The organism is Aromatoleum toluvorans (assembly GCF_012910905.1).
Taxonomy (GTDB): domain Bacteria; phylum Pseudomonadota; class Gammaproteobacteria; order Burkholderiales; family Rhodocyclaceae; genus Aromatoleum; species Aromatoleum toluvorans.
In genome coordinates, this window is the sequence record NZ_WTVN01000004.1 from 173,464 (window position 1) to 188,352 (window position 14,889).

Consider the following 14,889-nt stretch of genomic DNA (forward strand, 5'->3'; position numbering starts at 1 on the left):
GGCTAGGTCAATCGCCGGCGGCCAGATCGAGCTCGAACACCTCTTCGCCTCCGGCGCTCCGGGCAACCAGCACGGCGCCGAAATCGGCCGCGAGGGCTTCGTCGCCGACCTCGCCGAATCGAACCGCGGGCGCCTGTACGAAGCCTTGCTCGACGAAGGCTTCGACCTCGACGCCCACGAGCGCCGCCTCGTGGAACTCGCCGTCCGGCGCGCGAACGGCAACCTGACGCATGCGGCGCGGCTGCTCGGGATCACGCGGCGGCAGCTTGCCTATCGGTTGAAGCAGGATGCCAACGCGGCTGAGTAGTTGCGGAGCCGCCGCACGGCGCGCGGTGCCGTCGAACGGCAGGTCGCGGGTTTGTCGAGCTGGTGGTATCGACCCGAAGCGGCCCGAAGCGGCCCGATGACCCAAGGCAAAGCCGATATTCAACGTGCAGGTAACCTGCAACCGCGCGAGGCTGGTCGTTCGAAGAGAACCCCGCTTTCGGTTGTCAGGTTGACCGGAAGTTAGATTTCAACTTATTTGTCATCAGCCGCAAGAAAACGTCCCGCAGCATTTCTAGCTCTCGCCAACACAGAAATGGTCTGATCGACATTGTTAATCAACTCCTTTAGTTCGGTCGAAAGGCTTTGTTTTGCGCGATTGAACTCCTTTTCAATGCGGGGCAAGCTGTCCATTGTTGCAACCAGTCCGGCGAATCCTTCTCGTCCACTCTGAGCGTTGCTTTCAACTTGCCCAATAACAGTCACAAAGGCCTGTAACTCGTCCCGTGAGGAGTCGTTGATTTCAAACTCTCCGCTCAGCAACGCGTTGAGACTCTCCCCAATCCGTGCGAGAGATGCGCGGTATCGTCCGTTAGCTTCATGGAGCCAAGTCGCGTACTCGTCGAGCTGTGTGGCGAGAGAGCGGACTGTAGCGCGCTGTTTCTTTACCCCCGCATTGGGCTGATTCAGCAATTGCTCGCCAGTGGTCTGAATGTCCGGTGTCAGCCTTTCGAGCCTGGCTCCCACCTCGCCTATGACTTCTGAAACTATCTCGAAGCTTTCCTCAAGGTCGGCCTGAAAATCCAATATTCCCCGCTCATCCCGCTTTTGTTGCGGTGAAGCGTTGCCGATGAGTGAAAGTGATTGACCTTGGCGATTGTGGAGAGTGGCAAAATCGGAAACTGGGCTTCCGAACTGCACGTTGCCTAGACGCGCCTCCTTCGCAAGTTTGGAAAGCTCCTCACGTGCTTGATTCATCCGTGAAAAATGCATCGAGTAGGTAAGAACCCGATAGGAGCGAAGGTCGAACGGCACTTCATCTATGTCTTGAGCTAGTAGGACAACCGGCTTCCCAAACGCATGCGCCAGCCCAAGTTCATAGTAGACGTTTGGATTCGCCGTTGATAGATCAGCGACCACTAGATCGCTCTGCGTAATTGCTTGGACAATATCCTCAATAATATTGCGCTGATTTAACATGTCATCCGCGCGCACCACACGGAAACCCGCTTCAGCTAGCGAACCCCGAATTAGATAGTCGTATATCTCATCAAACTCGGTAGCAAATGGCATTAATACAAACGCAGTCGGCAAATTATTCATTAGGACTCCTGGGGAAGAGGCGGTCTGTAATGGTGGCTTATAGTGAGAGAAAAATCAGCATGCCGAGAATAAGAATCAAAATGCCAATTATCCAACCAATTCCTTTTGCAATCTCTCTCAGCCAATGCAAAGTCTGTCTCTCGAAGTCGGTTAGAGGTTGCTCGAAATCACTCATTTTTGTCTCCATCGAAAGCCTTTGTTCCAGTCAATTTTAACTAACGTAACTGGATCGTCTCGATTTGCTGAAACCAATTAGGCATGGCAAACAAAGTGGGCGTCCCTTTGTTTCCTTTTTAGACCTACGTAAACCCAAGGCAATGGATCTCCTGGCGGCGAGTCTCGGCAGACTTACCACTCATCAGGAGTGTTCCTGAGTCCACATAGCCGCCTTTGAGTATGAAGCGTGTCTCCTCGGGAGCGAGGGCGCCCCAACGGGCAAGCTTACGGCGACGCTTGTCCTGCGAACCGAGTTCCGCCTGCCATGACGGCACAATGAGCACACGCTCGATACGCTTGGACCAGAGCAGCCATGGGCCTTGGTGAATCCAGACCTTAGCCCAAGGATGCGCGAGAGAAGCCTCAAATATTTGGAGAAGCTTGTCGTTGTTCGGCACAAGGCGAATCGCTTCGTAGAGAGCAGGCTCCAATGCTTCGATGGTAAACCGGTTGGCCTTGTCTCCCAAGTGCACGTCTTGGAGGTACTGGGCACGATAGCCACTCGAGGAATTGAAGAACAGGTCGACGGCGTTCTTGTCCGCGCGGAACTGCGCGGACACCCTATGACCAGGCTGACCGTTGGGCGCAGGCTGCGCAATGGCTCGAAGCAGATCAAGGTTCACCAGCATGCTGTAAACGATACCTTCGAAGGGGTTCCCTCTCAGGAGCATTGCGGTGCGATCGGTTCCGACAAGAGGAGCCAGGGGCCATTGCGGCGCTGAGAGGGTCGCGAAGCTACTCATCGTTCTGGGGATGGCATGAAGTCGGCTTCAACTAGCAAGTTAAGCGGCAGAGCGGGCGAAGCCCGGCCTGTCCGCTTCGACGATCAGTTCTCCAGGATACGGCGCGGCGGGAAGTGAGGTGGCTTGCAGTGGCATGTCTCGTGAATTAGCATATTTTACACGCTGTATAAATATACATTTGACATGCTAGAACATTTGAGCTCAGCCGAGTGCGGTATATCTGTGGGAACGTGTTGTAGACGACAGATGTGATGTATATGCGCTGAAATGCCGTGTAAGCCATAATCCGAATCGCCAAGGAGCATTGATTTCATGCTCCTTTTCGTGAGTGCTCGGACTTATACACTAATCATACACCGCACGATTCTGAAAGTGCAGACGGCACGGTCAGATGACAAAGGTGCGCTCGAACCGCCGCGGTGAGCAGGGAGCAACGCCTGCTATCAGGAGGCATGTTCGACTGTCCAAGCCTGGCCGGGTGCACGAGTTCAGCTTTCGTCCCCGTCACCGGCCCGTCAGGTCTTCGCGTGCGTGCTTACCGTACAGGTTCTTTCGACGCCTTCCGTCGGCCACGCCCGATCATCACTCGATCAAGCCGCCACCTTGACCCGCGCCCTGTGCAGTTTCTTGTAGCTGTCGATCAGGCGCTGGTGCCTGTCGAGGCCTTCCAGTTTCATGCTCGTTGGCGTCAAGCCGAAAAAGCGCACGCTGCCGTCCACTGACCCCAGCACGGCGTCCATCCGCGGGTTGCCAAACATCCGGCGGAAATTGACCACGTAATCGTCCAGTTCCAGGTCGTCGTCCAGCAGCACCTCCAGCACCACGTTCAAGGCCTGATAGAACAATCCGCGCTCGACCGTGTTTTCGTTGTACTGCAGGTAGGCTTCCACCAGCTCTTTCGCCGCTTCAAATTGCTGCAGGGCGAGGTTAATCAGCAGCTTCAACTCCAGAATCGTCAGCTGACCCCATTCCGTATTCTCGTCAAACTCGACGCCGATCAAGGTGATGATGTCGGTGTAGTCGTCGAGTTGGCTGTCTTCCAGACGTTCGAGCAGTGCTTCCAGGCCGGCATCGTCGAGGCGGTGCAGGTTCAGGATATCGGCGCGGAACTGCAGCGCTTTGTTGGTGTTATCCCAGATCAGATCCTCGATCGGGTAGATTTCCGAATAGCCCGGTACCAATATGCGGCAGGCCGTTGCGCCGAGCTGGTCATACACCGCCATGTACACTTCCTTGCCCATGCCTTCGAGAATGCCGAGCAAGGTCGCGGCTTCGTCGGCATTGGAATTTTCACCGTGGCCGGAGAAATCCCACTCGACAAAATCGTGATCGGCTTTGGCGCTGAAGAAGCGCCACGACACCAGGCCGCTGGAATCGATGAAGTGTTCGACGAAGTTGTTCGGCTCGGTGACGGCGTTGCTTTCAAAGGTGGGCGGCGGCAGATCGTTCAGGCCTTCAAAACTGCGACCCTGCAGCAACTCCGTCAGGCTGCGTTCCAGCGCCACCTCCAGGCTCGGGTGCGCCCCGAATGATGCAAACACCCCGCCGGTACGCGGGTTCATCAGGGTGACGCACATCACCGGGAACTCGCCGCCCAGCGACGCATCCTTCACCAGCACCGGAAAGCCCTGCTTTTCCAGCTCCTCGATGCCGGCCAGAATGCCGGGATATTTCGCCAGCACTTCGTGCGGCACATCGGGCAGGGCGATTTCGCCTTCGAGAATCTTGCGTTTGACTGCCCGTTCGAAAATTTCCGACAGGCATTGCACCTGCGCTTCGGCCAGCGTGTTGCCGGCACTCATGCCATTGCTGAGGAACAGGTTGTCGATCAGGTTGGTCGGGAAATACACCACCTCGCCGTCGGACTGGCGCACATAGGGCAGCGTGCAGATGCCGCGCTCTACATTGCCGGAGTTGGTGTCGTACAGATGCGAGCCACGGAGCTCGCCATCGGCGTTGTAGATCTGCAGGCAGTAGTCGTCGAGTATTTCACGCGGCAGCGCATCCTTGCGGCCGGGCTTGAACCAGCGCTCATCGGGGTAATGCACGAAGGGCGCGTTGGCGATGTCTTCGCCCCAGAACTGGTCGTTGTAGAAATGATTGCAATTCATCCGCTCGATGAATTCGCCCAGGGCCGAGGCCAGTGCGCTTTCCTTGGTCGCGCCTTTCCCATTGGTGAAACACATCGGCGAGTGCGCATCGCGGATATGCAGTGACCACACGTTGGGCACCAGATTGCGCCACGAAGCGATCTCGATCTTCATGCCGAGGCCGGCCAATACTCCGGACATATTGGCGATGGTCTGCTCCAGCGGCAGATCCTTGCCGGCGATATAGGTGCTCGTTTCCGACGCCGGGTTCAACGTCAGCAAGGCCTGGGCGTCGGCATCCAGGTTTTCGACTTCCTCGATCACGAACTCGGGCCCGGTTTGCACGACCTTTTTCACCGTGCAACGCTCGATGGAGCGCAGGATGCCTTGGCGGTCTTTTTCGGAGATGTCCGGCGGCAGCTCGACCTGGATCTTGAAAGTCTGCTGGTAGCGGTTTTCAGGATCGACAATATTGTTCTGCGACAGGCGGATGTTTTCGGTCGGGATATTGCGGGTGTCGCAGTACAACTTTACGAAGTAAGCCGCACACAAGGCCGACGAAGCCAGAAAGTAATCGAACGGCCCCGGCGCCGAGCCATCGCCCTTGTAGCGGATAGGCTGGTCGGCGATTACCGTGAAGTCATCGAACTTGGCCTCAAGACGAAGCTTGTCGAGAAAATTGACCTTGATTTCCATGCGGAATCCTGAAATGGCGTGCAAAAAGTTGGCCGCCATTATCGCCGACCCACCGGTGGCAGTCAGCTATTAATCCGGCAATCAAACATATGAAGTCTGCCGAGGCACGGTGTTCCTCCCCCTTCAAGGGGGAGGTTAGGAGGGGGATGGGTTTCTGCGACGTCCGCCTAACCCATCCCCACCCCAGCCCTCCCCTTGAAGGGGAGGGAGTGTCCGTGCAGCGCTCAATCTGATATCGCCTAATTGCTTGCGGGGTTGTAAGCCGATAACGCGCCGGCCGTACCTATGCTCAGGCGACGGACGGACGGGTTGTGCACCGCATCGTGACGCTTTTGTAAGGCGAAAACGCCCGATGGACAAAAGCGTCAGTGGGGAATTTGCCCCACTTTTCCACGATTTTCAAAGAGTCGCGCAAAAACAATAACTTGTCGAACATGGCACGGCCGATGCATTAACAGGCCTGAGGGCGGCATAAGACGAATTGATTGATCGCCCCCAGTGACGAAACCGTCAGCCCCGGTTCCAGCGGCCCTGAGACGGCCCGAAGACCGGATGGCGGATGAGTCGCCGAGACCGTTCCACATAGAACAATGGAGACAAGAGACATGGCAATGACTGGCGTTCTTCGCCCGGGCCACGCCCAGGTGCGCGTGCTGAACCTGGAAGAGGCGGTGCAGTTCTACCGCAATGTGCTGGGCCTCGTTGAAACCGGCCGCGACGCGCAGGGCCGCGTGTATTTCAAGTGCTGGGACGAGCGCGATCACAACAGCTACGTGATCCGCGAAGCCGATCGTGCGGGCATCGACTTCTTCGCGTTCAAGGTGCTCGACCGCGCCACGCTCGACAAGCTGGACGCGGATCTGCAGGCGTACGGGATCAAGACCGAGCGCATCCCTGCCGGCGAGATGCTGGAAACGGGCGAACGCGTGCGCTTCGAGCTGCCGTCGGGTCACGTGATGGAGCTCTACGCCGAGAAGACCGCGATCGGCAACGGCCTGCCCATCGTGAATCCCGCCCCCTGGACGCGCCAGCGCGAGCATGGCATCGGACCGGTGCGTCTCGACCACACGCTGCTGTACGGCCCGAACGTCGCCGAGGTGCAGAAGATCTTCACCGAGGTACTGGGCTTCTACCTCGTCGAGCGCGTGTTGACACCGGACGGCGAAAACAACGCGGCGATCTGGCTGTCGTGCTCGCACAAGGTGCATGACATCGCGTTCGCCGAGTACCCGGAGAAGGGCAAGCTGCATCACTGCTCCTTCCTGATGGAGAGCTGGGAGCAGGTGCTGCGCGCGGGCGACATCATGTCGATGAACAAGGTCCCCGTCGACATCGGTCCGACGCGCCACGGCGTCACGCGCGGCTGCACGATCTACGCGTGGGATCCCTCCGGCAACCGCTTCGAGACCTTCATGGGCGGCTACCAGCCCTATCCGGACAACACCGAGCCGCTGACCTGGACTTTCGACAACTTCGGCCAGGGCCTCGACTACCCGCAGCGCAAGCTCCACGAGACCTTCCTGACGGTCGTGAGCTGAGGGGGCGGGGCGATGAGCAGCCATGCGACCCCGGCCGGCTTCGACACGCGGCGCCGCTTCGTGCGCGTCACCGGCGAGCGCGCCAATGGTTTCGTCGAGTTCGATTTCGCGGTCGGCGAGCCGGACCTGGCGGTGGAGATGATCCTGACGCGCGAGGCTTTCGCCGAGTTCTGCGCACGCAATGCGGTGGAGATGCTCGCGCCGCAAGCCGAACCCCGCGACGCGGCGGACGACTGGGACTGGCGCCTCGCCGACGCGACCCGCACCCGCTTCAGATAAATAAAACGCGCCCCCGCGCGGGGCGCCACGGAGACTTCCATGCAGATCGACCTTCGCACAGTGAGCATCCAGCCGCTGCGCCAGACTTTCGACCACCTCGCGCGCCGCTTCGGCGACAAGCCGGCGTCGCGCTACCAGGAAGGCAGCTACGACATCCAGGCCGCCGAGAACCTGCACTACAAGCCGACCTGGGACCCGGACCAGGATCTGTACGACACGAAGATCACCAAGATCGTGATGAAGGACTGGTACGCGCTGAAGGATCCGCGCCAGTTCTACTACAGCACCTACACGCTGGCCCGCGCGCGCCAGCAGGACACGACCGAGGCGAACTTCGTGTTCGTCGAGTCGCGCGGACTCGCGGACATGCTGCCGCCGGCGCTGCGCGACACCGCGCTGAACGTGCTGGTGCCGCTGCGCCACGCCGCGTGGGGTGCGAACCAGAACAACACGCTGATCTGCGGCTACGGCTACGGCGCCGTGTTCACGCAGCCCTGCATCTACCACGCGATGGACAACCTCGGCATCGCCCAGTACCTGTCACGCCTCGGCCTGCTGCTCGGCGACACCGAAGCGCTCGACGCCGCCAAGGCGGCGTGGCTCGACGACCCGGTGTGGCAGCCGCTGCGCCGCTACGTGGAGGACACGCTGGTGCTGCGCGACCCGTTCGAAGTCTTCGTCGCGCAGAACGTTGCGCTCGACGGCCTGCTGTATCCGCTGGTGTATGGCCGCATCGTCGATGACTTCCTGTCCGCGCAGGGCGCCTCGGCTGTCGCGATGCTCACGCAGTTCATGACCGACTGGTTCGACGAGACGAAGAAGTGGGTCGATGCGGTGCTGAAGGTCGCGGCGGCCGAGTCCGACGACAACCGCGCGGTGCTGCAGGACTGGATCGCCGCGTGGAGCGCGCGGGCAGCGTCCGCGCTGCTGCCGGTGGCCGAGATCGCGCTCGGCGCCAATGCCGACGCCGCGGTCGGCGAAGAACTCGCGGGCTTCCGCACCCGCATCCAGAAAACCGGCATCACGATCTGAGAGGCCCACCGATGTCCACCGTATTCATCGCCCTGCAGGCGAACGAGGAAACCCGCCCGATCATCGAGGCGATCGAGATCGACAACCCGCACGCGGTCGTCAATCGTCAGCCGGCGATGGTGAAGATCGACGCGCCGAATCGCCTCGTGATCCGCAAGGAGACGATCGAGGAGCAGATCGGCCGCGCGTTCGACCTGCAGGAGCTGCACATCAACCTCATCACGCTGGGCGGCAACGTCGACGAAGACGACGAAACGCTGACCCTGAGCTGGGCCGAGTAAGCAGGCCGCATCGCAGGGTCAAACAAGGAGACCGTCATGGATATGAAAGCAACGAAGAAGAAGCTCGGCCTGAAGGAAAAATACCGGGTGATGACGCGCGATCTCGGCTGGGAGCCGGGCTATCACACGAAGGAGGAAATCTTTCCGTACGCGACCTACGAGGGCATCAAGGTGCACGACTGGGACAAGTGGGAAGACCCGTTCCGCCTGACGATGGACGCCTACTGGAAGTACCAGGCCGAGAAGGAGCGCAAGTTCTACGCGATCATCGACGCGCACGCGCAGAACAACGGCCACCTGAATATCACCGACGGCCGCTACCTGTCGGCGCTGAAGGTCTTCCTGCAGGCGATCAGCCCGGGCGAGTATGCCGCGCACAAGGGCTTCTCGCGCGTCGGCCGCGAGTTCCCCGGCGTCGGCACCCAGGTCGCATGCCAGATGCAGGCGATCGACGAGATTCGCCATGCGCAGACGCAGATCCACGCGCTGTCGAACTACAACAAGTACTACAACGGCTTCCACGCCTTCGCCGATGCGCGCGACCGCATGTGGTACAACACCGTCGCCCGCTCGTTCTTCGACGACGCGATGTCGGCCGGCCCGTTCGAGTTCATGATCGCGATCGGCTTCTCGTTCGAGTACGTGCTGACCAACCTGCTGTTCGTGCCCTTCATGTCGGGCGCGGCCTACAACGGCGACATGGCGACCGTGACCTTCGGCTTCTCGGCGCAGTCCGACGAGGCCCGCCACATGACGCTGGGCCTCGAGTGCATCAAGTTCATGCTCGAGCAGGACCCGGACAACCTGCCGATCGTGCAGGGCTGGCTCGACAAGTGGTTCTGGCGCGGCTTCCGCGTGCTGGGCCTGGTGAGCACGATGATGGACTACATGCTGCCCAAGCGCGTGATGTCGTGGCGCGAGGCGTGGGAGATCTACGGCGTCGAGAACGGCGGCGCGCTGTTCAAGGATCTGGCGCGCTACGGCATCCGTCCGCCCAAGGGCTGGGACGACGCCGAGAAGGCGACCGACCACATGTCGCACCAGATCATGCTCGGGCTGTACCAGTGGAGCTTCGGCACCTCCCTCCATTCGTGGATCCCGTCCGACGAAGACATGGCGTGGCTGTCGGCGAAGTACCCGACGACCTTCGACAAGTACTACCGGCCGCGCTGGGAACACATCCGCAAGCTCGCCGCCGAGGGGAAACAGTTCAAGAACTTCGGCCTCGCCAAGCTGTGCCAGACCTGCCAGTTGCCCATCGTGTTCACCGAGCCGGACGACCCGACGATGGCCTGCCATCGCGAGACCACCTACAAGGGCGAGAAGTACCACTTCTGCTCGGACGGCTGCCAGCACGTGTTCGAGAACGAGCCCGAGAAGTACATCCAGGCCTGGCTGCCGATGCCGGCGCTGTTCGCGGAACTCGAAGGCGACATCGGCAAGTGGATGGACTGGGTGAGCCTGCGCGACGGACAGGACAACGGCGACTACGTGGGTTCGGTCGACCAGCGCAATTTCGAGCAGTGGCGCGGCCTGGCGACGTCGAACAGCTGATCCCCCATACAAAAGAGGATGCGCGGCGTGCTGCATGCGCGCCGCAGCCCGATCTCAAGGAGACAATCATGACCGTAGCAGCAACCAAGGAATACGTCGGCGTCGCGCGCGACCGCGTCGGGAACTTCAACGGCAAGCAGCTGGTGTATGCAAGCTGGGATCACCACCTGCTCTTCGCCGCGCCCTTCCTGCTGTACGCGGCGCCGCAGATGAGCTTTCGCGAGCTGGTCGAAGGGCCGCTGACGGCGCTCGTGCAGCCGGACCCGGACGGCGCCGCGATCGACTGGACGCAGGTCGAGTGGCTGAAGTCGAACCAGCCCTGGACGCCGGACTTCGAGCGCAGCCTCGCGGACAACGGCATCGGCCACAAGGACCAGATCCGCTTCCGCACGCCGAACCTGACGACGCTCGCCGTCGCTGCCTGAGGACCGGGCAATGAGCTACGAGCTGACCATCGAGCCGCTCGGCCAGACGATCCCCATCGAGGAAGGGCAGACCATCCTCGATGCGGCGCTACGCGCCGGCGTGTACCTGCCGCATGCGTGCTGTCACGGGCTGTGCGCGACCTGCAAGGTGCAGGTCGTCGACGGCGAGGTCGATCACGGCGAGGCGTCGAGCTTCGCGCTGATGGATTTCGAGCGCAACGAGCAGAAGACGCTGGCGTGCTGCGCGACGGCGCAAGGCGACATCGTGATCGAGGCCGAGATCGAGGAGGACCCGGACGCCGAGAACCTGCCGGTGCGCGATTTCACGGGGACCGTGAGCCGCATCGAGACCCTGACGCCGACGATCAAGGGCGTGTGGATCAAGCTCGACGACGCGGAGGGGATGCGCTTCCAGGCAGGGCAGTACATCAACCTGGAACTGCCGGACGGCATCGGCAGCCGCGCATTTTCGGTCGCGAGTGCGCCGTCGGGGTCGGGCGAGATCGAGCTGAATATCCGCATCGTGCCGGGCGGGCAGGGCACGCGCTATGTGCATGAAACGATGCGCGTTGGCGAGCGCACGAAGATCTCCGGGCCTTACGGGCGCTTCTTCGTGAAGAAGTCGGCCGACGTGCCGGTGGTGTTCATGGCCGGCGGCTCCGGGCTGTCGAGCCCGCGCTCGATGATCCTGGATCTGCTGGAAGAAGGCTTCGAGCGGCCGATCACGCTGGTGTACGGCCAGCGCACGCGCGAGGAGCTGTATTACCACGACGAATTCCTCGCGCTCGCCGAGCAGCATCCGAACTTCCGCTACGTGCCGGCGCTGTCGCACGAGCCGGCGGATTCGGACTGGCAGGGCTTCCGCGGATTCGTGCATGAGGCGGGGAAGCACCACTTCGACAACGACTTCCGCGGACACAAGGCCTATCTGTGCGGCCCGCCGCTGATGATCGACGCGTGCATCACGACGCTGATGCAGGGGCGGCTGTTCGAGCGCGACATCTACACCGAGAAGTTCATCTCGGCGGCCGATGCGCAGCAGGTGCGCAGCCCCTTGTTCAAGGCTATCTGAGCCGCAATTTCCTCTCCTCGCGGCTTGGTGTTTGTGCCCGCCCCGAGCGATCGGTGGCGGGCTTTTTTATGTAGCGAGGGCAGGCGGGCGGCCGGGCAGATGGATACCGAAAAGGTATCGTGTGGCAGAAATAAAGGTATTGGACGGTATATCTCACCGTTCATAGACTGGTCCTCAAGCGCGGGATGCAGCGAGCACGCCGCGAACGGATAACAGCGACAAGGAGCGAGGGTGACCATGCGTCAGATCCAGAATTTCATCGGCGGCGAGTTCGTGGCCGCCGCGAGCGGCAAGCGCTTCGACAAGCGTTCGCCGCTCGACAACCGCGTGATCGCGTCGATCGCCGAGGCCGGACGGGCCGAGGTCGACGCCGCGGTGAGCGCCGCCCGTGCCGCGCTGCACGGCGAGTGGGGTGGCCTCACGACCGAGCAGCGTGTCGAGCTGCTGTACGGCGTCGCCAACGAGATCACGCGCCGCTTCGAGGACTTCGTCGAAGCCGAGATGGCCGACACCGGCCAGCCGCGCCACGTGATGACGAGCGCGTTCATCCCGCGCGGCGCGGCGAACTTCAAGGTGTTCGCGGACGTGGTGAAGAACGTGCCGAACGAGTCCTTCCAGATGGCGACGCCGGACGGACGTGGCGCGCTGAACTACGGCATCCGTGTGCCCAAGGGCGTGATCGGCGTGATCTGCCCGTGGAACGCGCCCTTCATGTTGATGACGTGGAAGGTCGGGCCGGCGCTGGCCTGCGGCAACACGGTCGTCGTCAAGCCGTCGGAGGAATCGCCGCACACCGCGACGCTGCTGGGCGAAGTGATGAACGCGGTCGGCGTGCCCAAGGGTGTGTACAACGTCGTGCATGGCTTCGGGCCCGACTCGGCGGGTGAGTTCTTGACGCAGAACCGCGGCGTCGATGCGATCACCTTCACCGGCGAGACGCGTACCGGCGCGGCGATCATGAAAGCGGCATCCGAAGGCATGCGCGACGTGTCCTTCGAGCTCGGCGGCAAGAACGCCGGCATCGTGTTCGCCGACGCGGACTTCGACGCCGCAGTCGAAGGCATCTTCCGCTCGGCCTTCCTCAACTCCGGCCAGGTCTGCCTGGGCACGGAGCGCGTGTATGTCGAGCGCCCGATCTTCGAGCGTTTCGTGCAGGCGCTGAAGGTGAAGGCGGAAGGCGTGAAGTTCGGCCGTCCCGACGACCACGATGCGAACTACGGCCCGCTGATCAGCCAGGAGCATCGCCAGAAGGTGCTCTCGTACTACCGCAAGGCGGTGGAAGAGGGCGCGACGGTCGTCACCGGTGGCGGCGTGCCGCAGATGCCGGGCGCGCTCGCCGAAGGCGCGTGGGTCGAGCCGACGATCTGGACGGGGCTGCCCGACGACGCGGCGGTCGTGCGCGAGGAGATCTTCGGGCCGTGCTGCCACATCCGTCCGTTCGACAGCGAGAACGAAGTCGTCGCACTCGCGAACGACACGGAATACGGCCTCTCGACGACGATCTGGACGACGAACCTCGCCCGCGCGCACCGCGTCGCGGCGCGCGTCGAGGTCGGCATCACCTGGGTGAATAGCTGGTTCCTGCGCGACCTGCGCACCGCGTTCGGCGGTTCCAAGCAATCCGGCATCGGCCGCGAAGGGGGCGTTCATTCGCTCGAGTTCTATACCGAAACCCGAAACATCTGCGTGAAGCTCTGAGGAAGCCATGAACGAAGAAAAGATCAGGCAATACGGCGACGAGCTCTTCGACGCCTGGCGCGAGCGCCGCACCGTCGCCCCGCTGCTGGAACGCGAGCCGGACATCACGCTCGACGACGCCTACCGCATCCAGCTGCGCTACATCGAGCGCCGTGTTCAGGCGGGCGAAAAGATCGTCGGCAAGAAGATCGGCGTGACGAGCAAGCCGGTGCAGGACTTCCTCGGCGTGTTCCAGCCGGACTTCGGCCAGCTCACGTCCGGCATGGTGTACCAGGAAGGCGACGTCATCGATCTGGGCACGCTGATCCAGCCCAAGGCCGAGGCCGAACTCGCCTTCGTGCTCAAGCATGACCTGCAGGGTCCCGGCGTGACCGCGATGGACGTGATCCGCGCGACCGACTACGTCGTGCCCTGCTTCGAGATCGTCGATTCGCGCATCACCGACTGGAAGATCCGCATCCAGGACACGGTCGCCGACAACGCCTCGTGCGGCGTGTATGTGCTCGGCAAGACCAAGGGCGACCCGCGCAAGCTCGACATCACCCTCGCCGGCATGGTGCTGGAGAAGAACGGCGAGCTGCATTCGACTGGTGTCGGCGCGGCGGTGCAGGGCTCGCCCGCGAATGCCGTCGCGTGGCTCGCGAACACGCTGGGCGAGCTCGGCATCCCGTTCAAGGCGGGCGAAGTGATCCTGTCGGGATCGCAGTCGCCGCTGGTGCCGGTCGTCGATGGCGACGAACTGGTGTGTACCGTCGGCGGGCTTGGCAGCTGCCGCGTGAAATTTGCCGGAAGGAGCGCGGTATGAGCCGAAACAATGAACTGACGCTGTCGCGCGAGGACGTCGTGCGCCTCGCCGAGCGCGTCGAAGGCGCGCAACGGGGCGCATACGCGATCACGAAGCTCACCGACGAGTATCCGTCGATGACGATCGCCGACGGCTACGCCGTGCAGAGCGAACTGCGCCGGCGCTATATCGCGCAGGGTCATCGGCTGGTCGGCTGGAAGGCGGGGCTTACGTCGAAGGCCAAAATGCAGCAGATGGGCGTCGATGTGCCGTCGATCGGCTTCCTCACCGACCGCATGGCGCGCCCGGAAAACAGCGCGATCTCGACGGCCGACCTCGTGCATCCGCGCGTCGAATGCGAAGTCGCCTTCGTGATGAAGAAGGACCTGCGCGGCCCCGCCTGCACGCGCCAGGACGTGCTCGACGCGACCGACTACGTGCTGCCCGCGGTCGAGATCATCGATTCGCGCTTCTCCGGCTTCAAGTTCGACCTCGCCAGCGTGATCGCGGACAACGGCTCTTCCGCACGCTTCGTCGGCGGCGGCCGTGCCCGCTATGTCGAGGATCTCGACCTGCGCACGCTCGGCGTCGTCATGGAGAAGAACGGCGAGATCGTCACGATGGGCGCCTCGGCGGCCGTGCTCGGCCACCCGGCAGACGCGGTGGCCATGCTCGTGAACATCCTCGCCGACCTGGACGAAGGGCTGCCCGCCGGCAGCTTCGTGATGAGCGGCGGCATCACCGAGGCCATCGCCGTGAAGCCGGGCGACAGCATCGTCGCGCGCTTCCAGGAGCTGGGCAGCGTGTCGATGCGCTTCGTCTGACCGATTGTAATTAGCAGTCCGGCGGTGGATCGGCGCAGTTACTCCCTCCCCTTCAAGGGGAGGGTTGGGG

15 protein-coding genes are annotated in these 14,889 nt (G+C 62.0%); 11 read left to right on the plus strand and 4 right to left on the minus strand.

Features of this window, described 5'->3' with window-relative positions:
* Positions 1–7 precede the first annotated feature (7 nt).
* The gene (locus GPA22_RS23020; RefSeq protein WP_343035954.1) at positions 8–178 is read right to left on the minus strand and encodes a hypothetical protein; all 171 of its coding nucleotides are present in this window, start codon (positions 176–178) and stop codon (positions 8–10) included.
* Between the two features lie 12 nt (positions 179–190).
* Between GPA22_RS23020 and GPA22_RS23025 the strand changes: the two genes are divergently transcribed.
* Positions 191–307 (plus strand): helix-turn-helix domain-containing protein, encoded by a 117-nt coding sequence (locus GPA22_RS23025; RefSeq protein WP_343035955.1) that lies wholly within the window; start codon positions 191–193, stop codon positions 305–307.
* A gap of 212 nt (positions 308–519) precedes the next feature.
* Here the strand turns inward: GPA22_RS23025 and GPA22_RS04780 are convergent, their stop codons facing one another.
* The 3 genes from GPA22_RS04780 to GPA22_RS04790 all read right to left on the minus strand — a co-directional run bounded on the left by GPA22_RS04780 (position 520) and on the right by GPA22_RS04790 (position 5,332).
* Positions 520–1,587: a nucleoside 2-deoxyribosyltransferase gene (locus GPA22_RS04780; RefSeq protein ID WP_169254948.1), complete on the minus strand. Its 1,068-nt coding sequence runs from the start codon at positions 1,585–1,587 to the stop codon at positions 520–522.
* Between the two features lie 299 nt (positions 1,588–1,886).
* Complete coding sequence (locus GPA22_RS04785) at positions 1,887–2,432, minus strand: mitochondrial import receptor subunit TOM20 (RefSeq protein ID WP_169254949.1); 546 nt, start codon at positions 2,430–2,432, stop codon at positions 1,887–1,889.
* A gap of 704 nt (positions 2,433–3,136) precedes the next feature.
* Complete coding sequence (locus GPA22_RS04790; protein WP_169254950.1) at positions 3,137–5,332, minus strand: OsmC domain/YcaO domain-containing protein; 2,196 nt, start codon at positions 5,330–5,332, stop codon at positions 3,137–3,139.
* A gap of 605 nt (positions 5,333–5,937) precedes the next feature.
* Here GPA22_RS04790 and GPA22_RS04795 point away from each other — a divergent pair.
* The 10 genes from GPA22_RS04795 (at position 5,938) to dmpH (ending at position 14,819) form a co-directional block, all read left to right on the plus strand.
* Positions 5,938–6,870: a catechol 2,3-dioxygenase gene (locus GPA22_RS04795; protein WP_169254951.1), complete on the plus strand. Its 933-nt coding sequence runs from the start codon at positions 5,938–5,940 to the stop codon at positions 6,868–6,870.
* Positions 6,871–6,882: 12 nt separating this feature from the next.
* The gene (locus GPA22_RS04800) at positions 6,883–7,149 is read left to right on the plus strand and encodes a phenol hydroxylase subunit (RefSeq protein ID WP_169254952.1); all 267 of its coding nucleotides are present in this window, start codon (positions 6,883–6,885) and stop codon (positions 7,147–7,149) included.
* Positions 7,150–7,188: 39 nt separating this feature from the next.
* The gene (locus GPA22_RS04805) at positions 7,189–8,181 is read left to right on the plus strand and encodes an aromatic/alkene monooxygenase hydroxylase subunit beta (protein WP_169254953.1); all 993 of its coding nucleotides are present in this window, start codon (positions 7,189–7,191) and stop codon (positions 8,179–8,181) included.
* Between the two features lie 11 nt (positions 8,182–8,192).
* Complete coding sequence (locus tag GPA22_RS04810; RefSeq protein WP_169254954.1) at positions 8,193–8,462, plus strand: MmoB/DmpM family protein; 270 nt, start codon at positions 8,193–8,195, stop codon at positions 8,460–8,462.
* A gap of 36 nt (positions 8,463–8,498) precedes the next feature.
* On the plus strand, positions 8,499–10,016 hold the full coding sequence (locus GPA22_RS04815; RefSeq protein WP_169254955.1) for an aromatic/alkene/methane monooxygenase hydroxylase/oxygenase subunit alpha: 1,518 nt from the start codon (positions 8,499–8,501) through the stop codon (positions 10,014–10,016).
* A gap of 68 nt (positions 10,017–10,084) precedes the next feature.
* Entirely contained in the window at positions 10,085–10,441 is a 357-nt protein-coding gene (locus GPA22_RS04820; RefSeq protein WP_169254956.1) for a phenol hydroxylase subunit P4, read from the plus strand.
* 10 nt (positions 10,442–10,451) lie between these two features.
* Positions 10,452–11,513: an NADH:ubiquinone reductase (Na(+)-transporting) subunit F gene (locus tag GPA22_RS04825; RefSeq protein WP_169254957.1), complete on the plus strand. Its 1,062-nt coding sequence runs from the start codon at positions 10,452–10,454 to the stop codon at positions 11,511–11,513.
* A gap of 237 nt (positions 11,514–11,750) precedes the next feature.
* Complete coding sequence (locus tag GPA22_RS04830) at positions 11,751–13,211, plus strand: 2-hydroxymuconic semialdehyde dehydrogenase (protein ID WP_169254958.1); 1,461 nt, start codon at positions 11,751–11,753, stop codon at positions 13,209–13,211.
* Between the two features lie 7 nt (positions 13,212–13,218).
* Entirely contained in the window at positions 13,219–14,016 is a 798-nt protein-coding gene (dmpE, locus tag GPA22_RS04835; protein WP_169254959.1) for a 2-oxopent-4-enoate hydratase, read from the plus strand.
* Positions 14,013–14,819 (plus strand): 2-oxo-3-hexenedioate decarboxylase, encoded by an 807-nt coding sequence (gene dmpH / locus GPA22_RS04840; RefSeq protein ID WP_169254960.1) that lies wholly within the window; start codon positions 14,013–14,015, stop codon positions 14,817–14,819. The genes dmpE and dmpH overlap by 4 nt, the downstream gene beginning before the upstream one ends.
* The last annotated feature ends 70 nt before the right edge of the window (positions 14,820–14,889 follow it).

What these genes read in the sequence shown, in the direction of transcription:
- GPA22_RS04780 (WP_169254948.1), bottom strand. Translation starts at nt 1,587, where the DNA reads ATGAATAATTTGCCGACTGCGTTTGTATTAATGCCATTTGCTACCGAG.
- GPA22_RS04785 (WP_169254949.1), bottom strand. Translation starts at nt 2,432, where the DNA reads ATGCTGGTGAACCTTGATCTGCTTCGAGCCATTGCGCAGCCTGCGCCC.
- GPA22_RS04790 (WP_169254950.1), bottom strand. Translation starts at nt 5,332, where the DNA reads ATGGAAATCAAGGTCAATTTTCTCGACAAGCTTCGTCTTGAGGCCAAG.
- GPA22_RS04795 (WP_169254951.1), top strand. Translation starts at nt 5,938, where the DNA reads ATGGCAATGACTGGCGTTCTTCGCCCGGGCCACGCCCAGGTGCGCGTG.
- GPA22_RS04800 (WP_169254952.1), top strand. Translation starts at nt 6,883, where the DNA reads ATGAGCAGCCATGCGACCCCGGCCGGCTTCGACACGCGGCGCCGCTTC.
- GPA22_RS04805 (WP_169254953.1), top strand. Translation starts at nt 7,189, where the DNA reads ATGCAGATCGACCTTCGCACAGTGAGCATCCAGCCGCTGCGCCAGACT.
- GPA22_RS04810 (WP_169254954.1), top strand. Translation starts at nt 8,193, where the DNA reads ATGTCCACCGTATTCATCGCCCTGCAGGCGAACGAGGAAACCCGCCCG.
- GPA22_RS04815 (WP_169254955.1), top strand. Translation starts at nt 8,499, where the DNA reads ATGGATATGAAAGCAACGAAGAAGAAGCTCGGCCTGAAGGAAAAATAC.
- GPA22_RS04820 (WP_169254956.1), top strand. Translation starts at nt 10,085, where the DNA reads ATGACCGTAGCAGCAACCAAGGAATACGTCGGCGTCGCGCGCGACCGC.
- GPA22_RS04825 (WP_169254957.1), top strand. Translation starts at nt 10,452, where the DNA reads ATGAGCTACGAGCTGACCATCGAGCCGCTCGGCCAGACGATCCCCATC.
- GPA22_RS04830 (WP_169254958.1), top strand. Translation starts at nt 11,751, where the DNA reads ATGCGTCAGATCCAGAATTTCATCGGCGGCGAGTTCGTGGCCGCCGCG.
- dmpE (WP_169254959.1), top strand. Translation starts at nt 13,219, where the DNA reads ATGAACGAAGAAAAGATCAGGCAATACGGCGACGAGCTCTTCGACGCC.
- dmpH (WP_169254960.1), top strand. Translation starts at nt 14,013, where the DNA reads ATGAGCCGAAACAATGAACTGACGCTGTCGCGCGAGGACGTCGTGCGC.